The organism is Pseudoalteromonas sp. TP27 (genome assembly GCF_056470645.1).
Window position 1 is genome coordinate 232333 of sequence record NZ_JARDAK010000002.1, and the last position, 16345, is coordinate 248677.

17 protein-coding genes are annotated in these 16345 nt (G+C 40.0%); 13 read left to right on the forward strand and 4 right to left on the reverse strand.

The window, feature by feature from the left end; translation table 11 throughout:
* Window positions 1-18: 18 nt before the first annotated feature.
* The 3 genes from gshB to ruvX all read left to right on the forward strand — a co-directional run bounded on the left by gshB (window position 19) and on the right by ruvX (window position 2171).
* The gene (gshB, locus tag PX700_RS03370; RefSeq protein ID WP_024590680.1) at window positions 19-969 is read left to right on the forward strand and encodes a glutathione synthase; all 951 of its coding nucleotides are present in this window, start codon (window positions 19-21) and stop codon (window positions 967-969) included.
* Window positions 970-1125: 156 nt separating this feature from the next.
* The gene (locus tag PX700_RS03375) at window positions 1126-1683 is read left to right on the forward strand and encodes a YqgE/AlgH family protein (protein ID WP_479519855.1); all 558 of its coding nucleotides are present in this window, start codon (window positions 1126-1128) and stop codon (window positions 1681-1683) included.
* Between the two features lie 38 nt (window positions 1684-1721).
* On the forward strand, window positions 1722-2171 hold the full coding sequence (ruvX, locus tag PX700_RS03380; protein WP_479519856.1) for a Holliday junction resolvase RuvX: 450 nt from the start codon (window positions 1722-1724) through the stop codon (window positions 2169-2171).
* A gap of 59 nt (window positions 2172-2230) precedes the next feature.
* Here ruvX and PX700_RS03385 read toward each other — a convergent pair whose 3' ends face one another.
* Window positions 2231-3367, reverse strand: coding sequence for a PilT/PilU family type 4a pilus ATPase (locus tag PX700_RS03385; protein WP_479519857.1), 1137 nt, complete (start codon window positions 3365-3367; stop codon window positions 2231-2233).
* A gap of 9 nt (window positions 3368-3376) precedes the next feature.
* The gene (locus tag PX700_RS03390) at window positions 3377-4417 is read right to left on the reverse strand and encodes a type IV pilus twitching motility protein PilT (RefSeq protein ID WP_415637527.1); all 1041 of its coding nucleotides are present in this window, start codon (window positions 4415-4417) and stop codon (window positions 3377-3379) included.
* A gap of 2 nt (window positions 4418-4419) precedes the next feature.
* Between PX700_RS03390 and PX700_RS03395 the strand changes: the two genes are divergently transcribed.
* The 8 genes from PX700_RS03395 to PX700_RS03430 all read left to right on the forward strand — a co-directional run bounded on the left by PX700_RS03395 (window position 4420) and on the right by PX700_RS03430 (window position 11453).
* Window positions 4420-5133 carry a YggS family pyridoxal phosphate-dependent enzyme gene (locus PX700_RS03395; RefSeq protein WP_479519858.1) on the forward strand — a complete coding sequence of 238 codons (714 nt, stop codon included), beginning with the start codon at window positions 4420-4422 and terminating at the stop codon, window positions 5131-5133.
* 17 nt (window positions 5134-5150) lie between these two features.
* Window positions 5151-5972, forward strand: coding sequence for a pyrroline-5-carboxylate reductase (gene proC / locus PX700_RS03400; protein ID WP_415637525.1), 822 nt, complete (start codon window positions 5151-5153; stop codon window positions 5970-5972).
* Between the two features lie 27 nt (window positions 5973-5999).
* Window positions 6000-6533: a YggT family protein gene (locus tag PX700_RS03405; RefSeq protein WP_479519859.1), complete on the forward strand. Its 534-nt coding sequence runs from the start codon at window positions 6000-6002 to the stop codon at window positions 6531-6533.
* 64 nt (window positions 6534-6597) lie between these two features.
* A complete protein-coding gene (locus tag PX700_RS03410; RefSeq protein WP_479519860.1) occupies window positions 6598-7041 on the forward strand; it encodes a DUF4426 domain-containing protein in 444 nt (147 codons plus the stop codon).
* Window positions 7042-7045: 4 nt separating this feature from the next.
* Window positions 7046-7645 (forward strand): RdgB/HAM1 family non-canonical purine NTP pyrophosphatase, encoded by a 600-nt coding sequence (gene rdgB / locus PX700_RS03415; RefSeq protein WP_197177963.1) that lies wholly within the window; start codon window positions 7046-7048, stop codon window positions 7643-7645.
* Entirely contained in the window at window positions 7642-8778 is a 1137-nt protein-coding gene (gene hemW, locus PX700_RS03420; RefSeq protein ID WP_415637523.1) for a radical SAM family heme chaperone HemW, read from the forward strand. The genes rdgB and hemW overlap by 4 nt, the downstream gene beginning before the upstream one ends.
* An 81-nt stretch (window positions 8779-8859) precedes the next feature.
* On the forward strand, window positions 8860-10695 hold the full coding sequence (locus PX700_RS03425) for a DUF885 domain-containing protein (RefSeq protein ID WP_415637522.1): 1836 nt from the start codon (window positions 8860-8862) through the stop codon (window positions 10693-10695).
* 89 nt (window positions 10696-10784) lie between these two features.
* Window positions 10785-11453: a hypothetical protein gene (locus PX700_RS03430; protein ID WP_479519861.1), complete on the forward strand. Its 669-nt coding sequence runs from the start codon at window positions 10785-10787 to the stop codon at window positions 11451-11453.
* Here PX700_RS03430 and PX700_RS03435 read toward each other — a convergent pair.
* Window positions 11436-11879, reverse strand: coding sequence for a hypothetical protein (locus tag PX700_RS03435; protein WP_166419701.1), 444 nt, complete (start codon window positions 11877-11879; stop codon window positions 11436-11438). The genes PX700_RS03430 and PX700_RS03435 overlap by 18 nt on opposite strands.
* Window positions 11880-11887: 8 nt before the next feature.
* Window positions 11888-12604, reverse strand: a complete 717-nt coding sequence (locus PX700_RS03440; RefSeq protein ID WP_166419700.1) for an SIMPL domain-containing protein — start codon at window positions 12602-12604, stop codon at window positions 11888-11890.
* A gap of 114 nt (window positions 12605-12718) precedes the next feature.
* Here PX700_RS03440 and PX700_RS03445 point away from each other — a divergent pair, with 114 nt between their 5' ends.
* Together PX700_RS03445 and PX700_RS03450 are read left to right on the forward strand one after the other, a co-directional pair.
* The gene (locus tag PX700_RS03445) at window positions 12719-15388 is read left to right on the forward strand and encodes a bifunctional acetate--CoA ligase family protein/GNAT family N-acetyltransferase (RefSeq protein WP_479519862.1); all 2670 of its coding nucleotides are present in this window, start codon (window positions 12719-12721) and stop codon (window positions 15386-15388) included.
* Window positions 15388-16341 carry an ion transporter gene (locus tag PX700_RS03450; RefSeq protein WP_479519863.1) on the forward strand — a complete coding sequence of 318 codons (954 nt, stop codon included), beginning with the start codon at window positions 15388-15390 and terminating at the stop codon, window positions 16339-16341. The genes PX700_RS03445 and PX700_RS03450 overlap by 1 nt, the downstream gene beginning before the upstream one ends.
* Window positions 16342-16345 lie beyond the last annotated feature (4 nt).

Consider the following 16345-nt stretch of genomic DNA (forward strand, 5'->3'; position numbering starts at 1 on the left):
TATAGTAAGGCATAGCGCATGGCAATTAAGTTAGGTATTATTTCTGATCCAATTAGTGGATTTAACATCAAAAAAGACACCGGTTTTGCAATGATGATGCAAGCGCAAGAACGCGGCTACGAAATTTATTATATGGAGATGGATGATTTATCACTTCGTAAAGGTAAGTCGTACGCTACAGCGTCTAAAGCGCAAGTATTCAACAATGCAGAAAAATGGTACGAGCTTGAAGAAAAAGCCACTATAGCCCTTGCCGACCTTGATGTAATTTTAATGCGTAAAGATCCTCCTTTTGATACTGAATACATTTACGCGACCTATATTTTAGAGCGTGCAGAGCAAGAAGGTACGTTAATAATTAACAAGCCACAAAGCCTTCGCGATGCGAACGAAAAGCTATTTACAGCTTGGTTTAGCGAGCATACGCCAGATACATTAGTTACACGCAGCCAAAAACAAATTCGTGAGTTTTTAGCCGAGCATAAAGACATTATTTTAAAACCGCTTGATGGTATGGGTGGCGCATCTATTTTTCGCCTTAGAGAAGACGATGCCAATATTGGTGTAATTTGTGAAACACTAACTGAGCATGGCAGTCGCTTTGCTATGGTGCAAAATTACATCCCAGAGATCAAACAAGGCGACAAGCGCGTATTGGTTATTGATGGCGAAGTCATTCCGTATTGCTTAGCACGTATTCCACAAAATGGTGAAACACGCGGTAATTTAGCTGTTGGCGGTCGAGGCGAAGCACGCCCGCTTAGCGAATCAGATTTAAAAATAGCGCAGGCTGTTGCACCAACGCTTAAAGAAAAAGGCTTAATATTTGTAGGGTTAGATATTATTGGCGACAAATTAACTGAAATTAACGTCACTGCACCAACGTGCGTACGTGAAATTGAAGCGGCTTATGATATATCTATCACAGGTATTTTATTTGATGCCATTGAAAGAAAGTTAGGTAAATAAGCACCTACCTATCGTTATTAAAAAGCACTTTCGTGTTATACATCTTAATATAATTGTTGATTATTAATTTTTAAGCCGTATGAAAGTGCTTTTTTAGTTTTAAAAACAAAGGTATGTGCCATACTCAAAGTTCATTAACTAAAAAGGGCGAAATCTATGCAATCATTAGAAAATCATTTTTTAATCGCGATGCCGTCGATGCAAGACCCTTTTTTTAAACGTGCTGTTACCTATATTTGTGAGCACAACGAAGATGGGGCTATGGGCTTGGTAATAAACCAACCTATTGATGTAACTGTTGGCGAACTTTTAGATAAAATAGATATTGATAACGACAAAACTCAAAACGCAGCAAAAGTAAGTGTGTTTGCAGGCGGACCCGTTAAAACGGACCGTGGCTTTGTACTGCACTCTCCTCAATCGGGTTATTCTGCAAGTCAAAAACTTAGTAGTGACATTATGATCACTACCTCAAAAGACGTGTTAGCAAACTTAACCACTGCACAAGCACCTGATCAATTTATTATTACACTGGGTTATTCAGGGTGGGAGCAAGGACAACTCGAACAAGAGTTACTTGATAACAGCTGGTTGATCATAGAAGCCGATCCGAAGATCATTTTTGATACTCCCGTTGAAAAGCGATGGGAAAAAGCAGTTTCAATGTTGGGCTTTGATATTAGCCAACTCAGCCCTGAAGCGGGTCACGCATAATACTAACTTAACCTTTAGTAAACTTAAACAAGATACACATGACAAAAAAATCGCTTAAGCCGCAAGGCGAACGCACTGTAATGGGCTTTGACTTTGGCACCAAAAGTATTGGTATTGCTATTGGGCAAGAGCTAACAGGCAGCGCCTCTAGCCTTAAGGCTGTAAAAGCACAAGATGGTATTCCTAATTGGGAGCATATTGCTGTACAAGTGACACAATGGCAACCTGACTTAATGGTTGTTGGCTTACCACTAAATATGGATGGAACGTCACAAGAGGTTACCTTTAAAGCAAAAAAGTTTGCCAACAGATTACATAATCATTATGGCATTCCTGTGCAAACACAAGACGAGCGTTTAACGACCGCGGATGCTAAAGCGCGACTTTTTGAAAGTGGTGGCTATAAAAACTTAGGCAAAGGTAACGTAGATAATATGTCTGCGGTTATTATTTTAGAAAGTTTTTTTGAATCTAGTTACGGTGAATAATAAGGCCGTATAAAATATAAAAGCGCCAACTTGGCGCTTTTCTATTTTTCATTTAGCATTTAGTAGTTACTGTCTTTTCCATCTAAACCATCTATCGTTACACCTTGTAAAAAGCCTGCGCCTTGTTGTTCGTTATTACGCAGTTTAATCATCAAGCGTAAATCATTTGGCGAGTCAGCATGATGAAGTGCATCGGCGTAGTTGATTCGTTGCTGCTTATACAACTCAAATAACGCTTGGTCAAAGGTTTGCATGCCCATTTCTTTCGATTTAGCCATTGCCTCTTTAATACCGCCAATATCACCACTTTTGATCAGTTCAGCAACCATTGGTGAGTTAAGCAATATTTCAATAGCTGCAACTCGGCTTTCGCCATCAGCAGTAGGGACTAATTGCTGAGCAACAATTGCACGTAAGTTAAGTGCTAAGTCGTACTTAAGCTTATCGTGTTTTTCTTTTGGTACTAAGTGCATAATACGATCTATTGCTTGATTAGCATTATTTGCATGCAGTGTAGCAACACATAAATGGCCTGTTTCGGCAAAGCTTAGTGCATATTCCATAGTTTCTTGAGAGCGAATTTCACCAATCAAGATTACATCTGGCGCTTGGCGCAATGAGCTTTTAAGTGCTGACTCAAAGCTTTCGGTATCAAGCCCTACTTCGCGCTGAGTAATAATACTTTTGCGATGCTCATGAACGAATTCAATCGGATCTTCAATAGTCAGTATATGACCACGTTGATTACGGTTTCTGTAGCCAATAAGCGCAGCTAGTGAAGTTGATTTACCAGTACCAGTACCACCAACAAACAATACAAGACCACGCTTAGACATAATTACGTCAGTAAGAATAGAAGGTAGACCCAGTTCACTTACATCAGGTATCTGTGTCACAATGCGGCGAATAACCATGCCTGCTTTATCGCGCTGCCAAAAAGCAGAAATACGGAAACGTCCTTCGTCGGTGGCAATCGCAAAGTTACATTCTTTTGTTGCATGAAATTCTGCTTTTTGCTTTTCACTCATTGCAGATTCAACTAATTCAAGCGATTGTTCATCTGTAAGCCTATCGTCACTGAGGGCTGTTAGCTCGCCGTTTATTTTTGCACTTACAGGTAGCTGACTCGATACAAATAAGTCAGATCCTTTTTTCTCAATCATAATGAGTAAAAAGTCGTTTAAAGATAAAGCCATAATAATTTATTACCCACCAAATTGTGTTTTGTCTTGTGCTTTTTCTTTCGCTGCGGCAGTAGTGATGATCCCGCGATTAACTAAATTAGTTAAGCACTGATCCATTGTTTGCATGCCTACAGACGCGCCGGTTTGAATAGATGAATACATTTGTGCAATCTTATCTTCACGAATTAAGTTACGAATCGCGGGTACTGCAATCATAATTTCGTGTGCGGCAACTCGCCCGCCTCCTACTTTCTTAATTAAAGTTTGCGAAATAACAGCACGTAAAGATTCAGATAACATTGAACGCACCATCGATTTTTCTTCACCTGGGAATACATCAATAATACGGTCAATGGTTTTTGGTGCAGAAGTAGTATGCAGCGTACCAAATACTAAATGGCCAGTTTCGGCTGCGGTCATTGCAAGACGAATTGTTTCTAAATCACGTAACTCACCTACTAGTATTACATCAGGGTCTTCACGCAGTGCACTACGAAGTGCGTTTGAAAAGCTGTGTGTATCACGATGTACCTCACGTTGGTTAATAAGGCTTAATTTATTATCGTGAACAAACTCGATTGGATCTTCGATGGTGAGAATATGGTGATGTTTATTTTGATTTATGTAATCAACCATAGCGGCAAGTGTTGTTGATTTACCTGAGCCTGTAGGCCCTGTCACTAATACGAGTCCACGAGGGGTGTCAGAAATTGTTTTAAAAATATCTGGCGCACCTAAATCATCAAGTGTTAATACTTCACTTGGTATGGTACGAAATACAGCAGCAGGCCCGCGATTAGAGTTAAACGCATTCACACGAAAACGTGCTAAATTAGGTACTTCAAAAGAAAAATCCACTTCGAGATTTTGTTCATAGTCCTTACGTTGATTATCGTTCATAATATCGTAAACCAGACTGTTTACGTCTTTGTCTTCTAGTGCTGGTATATTAATGCGGCGAACATCACCGTCTACGCGTATCATAGGTGAAACACCCGACGATAAATGTAAATCGGATGCTTTGTGTTGCACACTAAACGCTAATAATTCGGTAATATCCATTTATGACTCCACAACTAACTGATAAATATATGGTTACAATAGCAGAACGACTCATATCCGCCTACGCTAGAATTGCAGATGCGGCAAAAAACGCACAGCGAAACACTAACGAAGTCACTCTACTCGCAGTGTCTAAAACTAAACCAAGCGAAGATGTTATTGCAGCTTATGAGCATGGTCAGCGCGAATTTGGTGAATCTTATGTTCAAGAGGCTATAGATAAAATAGCTCAACTACAGTCATATAGCGACATCATTTGGCATTTCATTGGCCCTATTCAATCTAATAAAAGTGCATTAGTGGCTGCCAACTTTGATTGGGTGCAAAGTGTTGATCGCATAAAAATAGCGAAACGATTAGATTCCCAGCGCCCAGACGATAAATCATCGCTTAATATACTTATTCAAGTAAATATAAGCGAAGAAGACGCTAAATCGGGTTGTAGTGTTGGGCAAATTTCTGAACTTGCTGAGTTTATTGACCAATGTGAGCACTTAACACTTCGCGGTTTAATGGCAATTCCCGCTAAAAGCAACGATCTGGATACGCAAATTCAATCTTTTGAGCAATTACAAACTTGCTTTGATAAACTAAAGACCCAATATCCTCAAGTAGATACTTTGTCGATGGGTATGAGCGGTGATGTTGAAGCTGCCATTAGTGCAGGCTCAACCATGGTAAGAGTCGGCACGGACATTTTTGGAACACGAACTTAAAAGGTGATAACAGATTTATGTCAGATAAAAAAATCGCATTTATAGGCACAGGTAATATGAGCTACGCCATTATTGGTGGCATGGTAAAAAACGGTTTTAACGCAAGTAACATTATTGCGACTAACCGCAACCAAGAAAAGCTTGCAAAGGTAGCAGCCGATTTCAAGGTGCAAACCACCAGTGACAATAACGAAGCCCTGCGCGATGCTGATGTAATTGTTTTGTCTGTTAAACCACAAATGATGGGCGATTTATGTAAATCGTTTCAAGAGTCGGGTATCGACTTTAGCGACAAACTGTTTATTTCTGTTGCTGCTGGCCTAACTGTAAAACGTTTACGTGAAATGCTAGGTCAAGATGTTAAAATGGTACGTTGCATGCCAAACACACCGTCTTTATTAGGGCGTGGTGTATCAGGTTTATATGGCGCTGGTGAAACACAAAGCGAGCACGAATTTGTACAGCAAGTTTTTGAATGCACTGGCATCGTTGTATGGGTTGAAAAAGAATCGCAAATTAACGATATTATTGCGGTTACGGGCTCATCTCCAGCTTACTTTTTCTTATTTATGGAAGCTATAGAAGAAAAAGCTAAAGCACTGGGCTTTAACAACGAAGATGCTCGTCGCTTAGTACAACAAACAGCACTTGGCGCTGCCGAAATGGCACTTAGCCAGCCTGATATTAGTATTTCGCAATTACGCTCAAACGTAACATCTAAAGGCGGTACTACTCACGCAGCTGTTGAGCACTTAAAAGATGAAGGCTTAACTAAAACCGTTGGCGATGCTATGGATGCGTGTATTGCACGTGCGGAGCAAATGGAAAAAGAACTTTAAAACCACTTTTTTATTGAAGGTTACACTATGAATGCCATGCACTTTTTGATTGATACCCTGTTTAACTTATTTTTAATGGTGGTATTACTGCGCTTTTGGCTGCAGTGGGCAAAAGCCGACTTTTATAATCCAATGAGCCAGTTTGTGGTTAAAGCCACTTCGTTTGCAGTAAAGCCTCTGCGTAAAATCATTCCTGGATTTGGTGGGCTTGATTTAGCATCTCTGTTACTGGCATTTATAGTGGCTGTAGCCAAAATTAGTACTTTAATGCTGGTTATATATAACGCGTGGGCAATACAGCCAGTACTTATTCAAGCACTAATAACTGTACTAAAAGAAGGTCTTAATTTAGTATTTTGGGTACTTATTATTCGCGCTATTTTAAGTTGGGTTAGCCAAGGCTATAACCCTATTGAAGCGGTTTTCCACCAGCTGACTGAACCAATGCTAAAACCAATTCGTAAAATATTGCCATCAATGGGTGGCTTAGATTTATCAGTTTTAGTGCTTATTATTGGTATTCAGTTTTTGCAAATGCTGCTTATGGACTTTTTAGTCTAAGCACTTATTTTTTGAGTAAAAGAGGCCCAAAGGCCTCTTTTTTATATGTTTTGAGGAATACATAATGAACCGTTTAATTAAGTTTTGTTTTATTGCTTGTTTAGCATTTGCGTTTAACGCGCAAAGTGAAGAAATACAAGGCGCACAGTATAAAGAGCTTGGGCCTTGGCAAGTGCATTACATTGCTTTTCCTTCTACTTTTATTCAGCCAAAAATAGCAACAGCGTATGGTCTTGAGCGAAGTGGATACAAAGGTATTGTGAATATTTCTATATTAAAAAATGATGCCGAAAACACAGCCCAAACAGCAAAACTTACAGGCACAGCAAAAAACCTACTTGGCAACAAACAAACGCTTACTTTTAAAGAAGTAAAAGAAGGTGATTCAATTTATTACCTGGCCCAAGTTGATTATACCAACGAAGAGATTTTACGCTTTGAGATTGAAATACAGCAAAACAATCAATTTCAAAAATTACAGTTTCAGCAAAAATTTTACGTAGATTAATAACATGACCAAAACTTTAGTACTTGCTACAGGTAACCCTGGCAAAGTAAATGAGCTAGCTAACATGCTAAGCCCTTTAAATATTAATGTCGTTCCACAAAGCGATTTTAACGTAGGTGAAGTTGCCGAAACCGGCACTACCTTTGTTGAAAATGCCATTATTAAAGCACGCCATGCCGCTAAAATCACTGGCATGCCTGCAATTGCCGATGACTCTGGTTTAGAAGTTGATGGCTTAAATGGTGCGCCTGGTGTGTATTCTGCCCGCTTTGCAGGCCCTAATGCTAGCGATCAAGATAACATTGATAAGTTACTTGTAGATTTGGGTAATAACCCTATTCGCAGTGCGCGTTTTTGGTGTGTACTAGTATTAATGCGCCACGCAGATGACCCTACTCCTCTTATTTGCAGCGCAAGCTGGGAAGGCGAAATTACGCTCACTCAAAATGGTAACGGTGGCTTTGGTTACGACCCTGTGTTTTTTGTAGCAGAGCAAAATTGTACCAGTGCTGAACTCACAAAAGAGCAAAAAAATGCAGTGAGTCATCGCGGCCAAGCGCTACAAAAACTATTACTAGAGCTACAGCAAAAAGGCGGCCTGTGAACCTTCCACCACTGAGCTTATATGTACACGTGCCTTGGTGCGTGCAAAAATGCCCGTACTGCGATTTTAATAGCCACGGACAAAAAGGTGAAATACCTGAAGCTGAATATGTTCAGCATTTAATTGATGACTTAAAAGCGGATTTGCACTTAGTGCAAGGGCGTAAAATTCACAGTATTTTTATTGGTGGCGGTACACCTAGCTTATTAACGGGTGCGGCTTACACTCGTTTACTAAATGAAGTAGACGCCCTAATTGGTCTTGATGAACACTGTGAAGTTACCCTTGAAGCCAACCCTGGCACGGTAGAAACAGGTCGCTTTAAAGATTACGTAAAAGCAGGTATTAACCGTATTTCTATTGGCGTGCAAAGCATGCAAAACGACAAGTTAAAAGCACTTGGTCGGATTCATGGCAGCGACGAGGCAAACTATGCCGCGCAGCAAGCTAAAGAAGCCGGTTTAAACAGCTTTAACCTTGATTTAATGCATGGCTTACCGGGCCAAACGCTTGATGATGCACTGAGTGATTTAAAACAAATAATAGCGCTCGATCCTCCTCATATATCTTGGTATCAGCTGACTATTGAGCCAAACACGCAATTTGCGTCGAAACCTCCTACCTTGCCACAAGACGAAACACTGTGGGACATTCAAGAACAAGGAGTAGAATTACTCGCACAAGCCGGTTACATACAATATGAAATATCGGGCTATGCAAAACCAGGTTATCAATGCCAACATAACTTAAATTATTGGCGTTTTGGCGATTATCTTGGTATTGGCTGTGGCGCACATGGTAAGGTTACTGATGCAAATACAGGCCTTATAACGCGCACCGAAAAGGTTAAGCACCCGCGTGGCTATATGGATTTAATTAAACCGTATATGTACAAAAGCTGGCATGTAGAGCAAGACGACTTAGCGTTTGAATTTTTTATGAATCGTTTTCGCCTTGTTGAGCCTTGCCCGATTAACGACTTTAATAAGCTAACAACACTGCCACTGCAAAGTCAGCAAAGCGCATTAAACCAAGCAATTAATAAAGGTTTATTGACTCAAACAGACAGCCATTGGCAAGTAAGCTTAAAAGGTCATCGCTTTTTAAATGACCTACTAGAATTGTTCGTGTAGTACTTGATACTACACGTTCTATTAAGCTAAAAAATAAATATAAAATACCCTAATGGGTTTCTAACAACAAAAGGGAAAACAATGCGTAAACTTACTTTTATTGCAGCGGCAGTAAGCGTTGCACTACTTGCTGGTTGCCAGCAAACAACACAACAAGCGACTTCAGCTCCTATTGCACAAGCAGTTCAATCACAACAAAGTGAAATAGACAAAGCGAATGCTTTTTTTGAAGATACATTTAACCGTGACGTAATGAGCAGCCCTGTATATCAAACATACATGGGTATTAAGCAAGATTACGATAAGTGGGACGATGGCAGCGAAGCAAGACAGCTTAAAGATTTAGCACAAACAAAAGCAGACTTAGTTACACTAAAAGCCATTAACCGTGACTTATTAAATGATGCAACAAAAGTTAGCTACGACTTAAAAAAACAAGATCTTGAAAGCTCAATTGCTGACTTTAAATGGCGTTACCACAACTACCCTGTGAACCAAATGTTTGGTACGCATTCTATGATCCCTGCATTTTTAATTAATCAGCACTCAATTAGTAATGTAAAAGAAGCTAAAGACTACATCTCACGTTTAAATGGTGTAACTGGTGTTATTGATCAGCTTATCGTTGATTTAACTGTACGTGCAGAAAAAGGCATTATTGCCCCTAAATTTGTGTTCCCACATGTTATTGATTCAAGCAAAAACATTATTCACGGCGCACCATTTGATAAAGGTGATGACTCTACATTACTTGCCGACTTTAAACGTAAAGTAACAGCGCTTGAAATTAGCCAAGATGAAAAAGACTCGTTAATCAGCGATGCATCTGATGCATTAAAATCGGCTGTTAAACCGTCTTACTCTAAGCTAATTAATTACCTAGCACAGCTTGAAAAACGTGCAGATGACCGTGATGGCGCATGGAAACTACCTGATGGTGAAGCGTTTTATAACAACGCACTTAAGCGCACTACAACAACCGATTTAACGGCTAAAGAAATTCATGCAATTGGCCTATCTGAAGTGACACGTATTCATGATGAAATGCGTGAAATTAAAGATAAAGTGGGCTTTAAAGGCGATTTAAAAGCGTTTATGCAGTTTATGAAAACTGACAAACAATTTTACTACCCTAATGATGCACAAGGTAAGCAACGCTACCTTGATGAAGCAACGGGCCTTATTGATACAATGAAAACGCGTTTAGATGAGCTATTCATTGTTAAACCAAAAGCAGGTTTAAAAGTAAAAGCGGTTGAAGCATTCCGTGAAAAAGCGGCAGGTAAAGCATTTTACCAACAGCCTGCTCCAGATGGCTCTCGCCCAGGTGTTTACTACGCTAACCTTTACGATATGGAAGCAATGCCAACGTATCAAATGGAAGCACTGGCTTACCACGAAGGTATTCCGGGCCACCACATGCAAATAGCTATTTCACAAGAATTAGAAGGTATTCCTAAGTTTCGTAAATTTGGTGGCTACACAGCGTATATTGAAGGCTGGGGTTTATACTCAGAGTTCATTCCAAAAGAAATGGGCATGTACTCAGACCCTTACTCAGATTTTGGTCGCCTTTCAATGGAATTATGGCGCGCATGTCGCTTAGTAGTTGATACAGGTATTCACGCAATGAAGTGGACTCGCCAAGAAGGTATTGATTATTACGTAAATAACACGCCTAATGCAACATCTGACGGTGTTAAAATGGTTGAGCGTCACATTGTAATGCCTTCACAAGCAACGGCTTATAAAGTGGGTATGCTTAAGATTTTAGAACTTCGTGAAGACGCTAAAAAGCAACTTGGTGATAAGTTTGATATTCGCCAGTTCCACGACGTAGTACTTAAAAATGGTCCAGTACCACTTAACGTGCTAGAAAACTTTGTTAACGAATGGGTAGCAAGCAAAAAAGCTTAATATCAATTTAAAGCAATTGTTTAAATATGAAAGGTCGCTTATGCGGCCTTTTTTGTTTTATAGTAGCAAAAAATATTTTGGAAATAATAATGGATTTAAGCATACAACTACTTAATGCGCGTATTTCAAAGCAGCAGTTAAATGAGCTCGATAACGACTTTAGGCAGTTAAGCCCTGCTCAACAAACTTTGCAGCTTAACCATTTATTTCAAAGCGCTGAGCGGTTAAGTGTTAAGTACGATTTTATGCAAAACGTTGCCACGCGTATATTAAGTACTAATACAGCACCGGCACCATTTATTAATCAACTTACTAATATTGATGCTTTGAGCTTTTTTACCCCAGCGCTCAAACTCAATAAAGGCTTTTTAGCACAAGATACTCAAGGGAATAACGCACTACACAATGTGTTTAAGCACGCTAATGCAACAAAGTTGCCATTTAACTATGTACGTTCTTTAATGTTGTTTGAATCAAACGATGATTTAGTTAAAGCACTGGCGCAGGCCAACTCACGTGGATTAACACCGGTTGCATGCTACATTGCTTACGCTGATAAACCTAGCACACCGGTAAAGCATGAATTTTCAGCGTTATTAGCTCTTATGGAAATAGAACAAAAACAAAATCCGAATGCAAAACAGCAGCTTATTAACGTATTAAAAGGACAAAAACTTAACGAAACCACAGTTTTACTAAGCGCTGCTTACTTGCAACGATCAACGGCGCAAGTTGTGCACCTAATCAAGGCGCTTTAACTCACCCACAACCTCTATACGCACACTATCTATAGCGTGTGTAATGGATTGCGCAGCACTTTCGTGCTCAACCATATTTGGCCAATTTGTTTGCCAGACCTTTTGTAAGTCTTTTGTTTTTAAATGTACTTTATCAACGGCTAAGTAGCTTAAGTCGTGAATCAAGTTAACTTTAACCCAGCCTTTTCTAGGGCTACCATCTATTTTGTTATTATCGTAATGCGCTGCAAATACTATAAGCTCAAGCTCGGCTAGTTCTTGTAATATTTGAAAGCTAGCAATACGTGTATTGTTGTTCTCTTCACTTGCTTCCATTCGCCATGCATTATAACTGAAGCCTATAAACGCAAATACCACGCTCGCTATAGCAGTAAAAAAGTACGAACGGGGAGCCAGTACAAACTGACCATATTTAGACTCTGACATATTATTTCCTAGTCATTTAAATAATATTCAACGCTGGTCACCACTCTTATGTTTTTTATTTGTGGTGTGTTTGAATCTCGATTACTGATACTAAATTGCCCTTGGCGAGCGGTTTTTATTTTGCCTAATTTTGAATTAGAATCTTTGGCAAATTTATTAGCGACCTCTCGCGCTTTTTCAGTTGCTTCTTGCACCATCGCAGGCTTTACATCATTGAGGCCTGTAAAAATGTATTCAACTTTTGTTTCGTAGCTGTCCTGCACTATCGCGATATCTTGTTTAGCAAGCTGGCTTACTTTGCTCAATGCATTTTGTACTTTGTCTGGGGCATCGGAATATACAATAATATTTGAGCGCACTATGTATCTAAATTGCTGGTTTTCATTACTATATTCGCGTGCTTGCTTATCAATAACGGACTGGCTACCTATTGTTATTTCATCGTCGTCAAAACCATGCAGTTTTAAAAAAGCAGTAACAGCATCATTTTTTTTCTCAACTCTGCTGACTAATTTTTCAAGGTTATTATCGGCATCACTAAATTGCAGAGGCCAAATTACCGTATCGGCAATGACTTCTCGCTCGGCCAATCCCTTAACTTGCACAGTACGTTCCATCTCTTTCACGCTAAGAGCTGTGCTCTTTAAAATAAACCCTAAGCTAATTAAGCCTATGCTTAAACAAATAGCCGCGATAACAATGTAAAAACCGGATGTTTTATTCACGATAATCTCCTTGATTGATATCAATAATAAGCATCTAGACGCTCGAAATAACACAGTAAACAGGGTACATTGAGACTATAAATAACGCAAAATTTAATCAGCCTAGGAAAAACCATGAGCCTTAAGCGCATTACCCAGTTTTTTAACCCAAGCTCAGTGGCCGTTATTGGCGCCTCTAATATATCAACGCGTGCTGGTTTTGTGGTTATGCGCAACTTACTTCAAGGTGGTTTTAAAGGGCCGATAATGCCTGTTACCCCAAACCATACTGCAGTACATGGTGTACTTGCCTATCCCTCTATTGCTGATTTACCAAAAGTACCCGACCTTGCTGTTATTTGCACTAACAAAAACACCTTAATTGATATTATTGAGCAACTTGGAGAACTTGGTTGTAAAACAGCTATTGTTATTGCCGATGGGCTTTCTGGGGAGCAAAAAATCGCGCTTAAAGCCTGTGCTCAAGCCAAGCAAGTTACTTTACTTGGGCCAAATTGTTTAGGCTTGCTAATCCCTCATATTGGTTTAAATGCGAGCTTTTCACATACCGTGGCAAGTCCTGGTAAAATTGCATTTGTATCGCAATCAGCAGCCGTATGTTCAACCATTTTAGATTGGGCTAAAAACAAAGAAATTGGATTTTCATATTTTGTATCGGTAGGTGATTGCCTTGATATAAATTTTAATGAGCTACTCGACTTTTTAGGTCGTGATGCTAAAACCAAAGCTATTCTACTGTATATTGATAACATTGAAGATATTCGTGGCTTTATATCAGCAGCAAGAGCTGCGGCCTTTAGTAAGCCTGTAATTGCAATTAAAACAGGTAAAACAAGTGCCGGCGCACTTGCAGCCGAAATTCACACCGGCGGAAAGCAAAGCTCTGATGCTGTTTACGATGCGTTATTTCAACGAGCCGGTATGCTGCGCGTAAATGATTTACGCGAACTGTTTGCAGCGACACAAACACTCGCCATGCACCCCAAATTATTAAAAGTAGAGCAACTGACTATTTTAACTAATGGTGGCGGCCCGGGTGTTATGGCCGTTGATGAGCTTATTCAAAGCTCCGGTAAATTAGCAGAGCTGAGCATTGAAACCCGAAATGCGCTAAATAAGGTGATTCCGCAATCAGAAACCACCTCAAACCCTGTGGATATTTTTGGCGACTCAGCACCTGGGCGTTATAAACAAGCATTAGAGATTTTACTGCATGCAAAAGAAGTTAAAAATTTACTGATTATCCATACCCCCTCAGCGCTTGCACCGAGCGAAGACTACGCCAATATTATTGTAGAAACGTTGCAAACATTACCCAAAATGGCGCGCCCTTACGTTATTACCAACTTTATGGGTGAAGATGCATCTTACGCCGCCAGAAAATTATGTTCTCACAACGCAATACCTACTTATAGAACACCCGAGGGAGCCGTTGGCGCATTTATGCACTTGGTGACGTATCGCCGTAACCAAAAGCATTTAACGCAAACGCCTGAGTCGAACACTGATGACGCAAAAATAAATAAAGTGGCTGCTAAAACACTTATTAATGAATTTATAGATGACGGGCAAAGCTACTTACCGACTCATCAGGCAAGCCAAGTATTAAGCCATTATGGTATTAACTGCATTCAAACTGAGGTGGCTTACACCCCAACAGAAGCCAAGGAGCAAGCCATGGAGCTTGGTTTTCCGGTAGCGTTAAAACTCATTAGCCCAAGTATTGCATCTAAATCTGAAGTAGGTGGTGTGGTGCTTAACTTAAACGACGCCAACGAAGTTGAACAAACTGCTTTTGCAATGCTTATACGTATTAAAAACACTTACCCAGATGCTGTTATTGAAGGCTTTTCACTACAAAAAATGGCGCCGCGAGCAGGCGCAAATGAGCTGCGAATTGCGATTAAAACAGAGCCCAACTTTGGCCCGGTTATATTATTGGGTGAAGCAGGTACCGGCCTTGAATATGCACAAGCCGCCGTTGCTCTGCCTCCACTGAATATGAACTTAGCAAAGTATTTAATTGCAGCAGCGCACGATAAAGGCGTATTAAAAGAGCGCATATTACCCGAAAAGGTTGATAAGTATCGTTTGTGTGCACTGCTAACACGTATTTCTCAGCTAGTGATTGATCAGCCAGATATACGCTCTATGGAACTAAACCCTATCCTTGCCAGCAACGGACAGTTTTTAGTACTCGATGCCACCATGACACTTAACCGCTATCAAACTCAGAGCAATCGTAAGCGTTTATCTATTCGTCCCTACCCTATTGAACTTGTTGAAGTAGTAACCCTTAAAAACAACACCAAAGCTACACTCAGACCGATAAAACCAGAAGATGAGCAAGCTCATAAAGCATTTGATGAATCGCTTAATAAAGAAGACAGGTATAAACGCTTTTTTGGTGAGCTACCACAGTTTAACCACGACCAACTCGCTAAAATGACGCAAATTGATTATGACCGCGAAATGGCGTTTATTGTTTGCCAACGCTTTGAAGGTAAAACCCGAACACTGGGTGTGTCTCGCGTTATTATGGACCCCGATAACTTACATGCTGAATTTGCCATTGTAGTGCGCTCAGACTGCCAAGGCTTAGGACTTGGTCGTATACTAATGAGCGCGGCAATTAACCACTGCAAACGCCAAGGTGTGGAGTCGGTTGAAGGTATAACACTGCCAGAAAACACAGGTATGATTGAACTTGCCCGAAAGTTGGGTTTTAAAATTAGTCGCGACTTTGAAGAAGGCAGTATTAATATGGTGCTTAAACTTAAATAATGAATAATCCGCAAACTTTAAGACAAAAAATGGCTTGCCTATTTGAAGGCACAGGAGAGTATCACCGTGCTGGGCATATTTTGGATATTATGCTTATTAGCTTAATTATGGCTAACGTTATAGCCATTGTTATTGAGTCTATTCCCAGTGTAGCACTTAAATATTATGACGAATTTTTAGTTTTAGAAATTGTCTCTGTCGCTATTTTTGCTGTTGAATACCTAGCAAGGCTTTGGGCTTGTGTAGATAAAACAAAATATATAGCAATTGAAGGGTCGAACAGTAAACGCAGATTAAAATATTTTTTATCGCCACTGGCACTTATCGATTTAATCGCTATTTTACCTAGCTTAATGATGTTTTTATTCCCGCTCGATTTACGTTTTTTACGCGTACTTAGGTTATTGCGCGTCTTTAAACTTACTCGTTACTCCCGTGCAATGCAGTTATTGTTACAAGCATTTATGGATGAAGGTAGCTCACTCCTAGCGGCATTTTTTATTATGGCCGTCGTGCTTATTTTAGCTTCATGTGGAATTTATTTAATTGAACACGATATACAGCCAGATACTTTTGGCTCTATTCCTGCTGCAATGTGGTGGGCAATGGCAACGCTAACTACCGTGGGCTATGGGGATGTAGTGCCTATAACGGCAATGGGGAAATTTTTTGGCGGTGTGATCACACTTCTAAGCATGGGCATGGTCGCAATTCCTACAGGGTTATTGGCGTCTAGCTTTTCAGAACAAATACGTAAGCGCCGCCAATTTTTTGAGGATGCAGTGCATGAACAAATTCAAGATGGCACACTTAACCAAGCCCAACACGAACACTTAGAAGATCTACGCTACAAATTAGGGCTAAGTAAACTTGAAGCCAATAAAGCGATTAAGACCCAACTCGATCAGCACAATAGTCATATTTATTGTCGCCATTGTGGTAAACGCCCTTAATTTT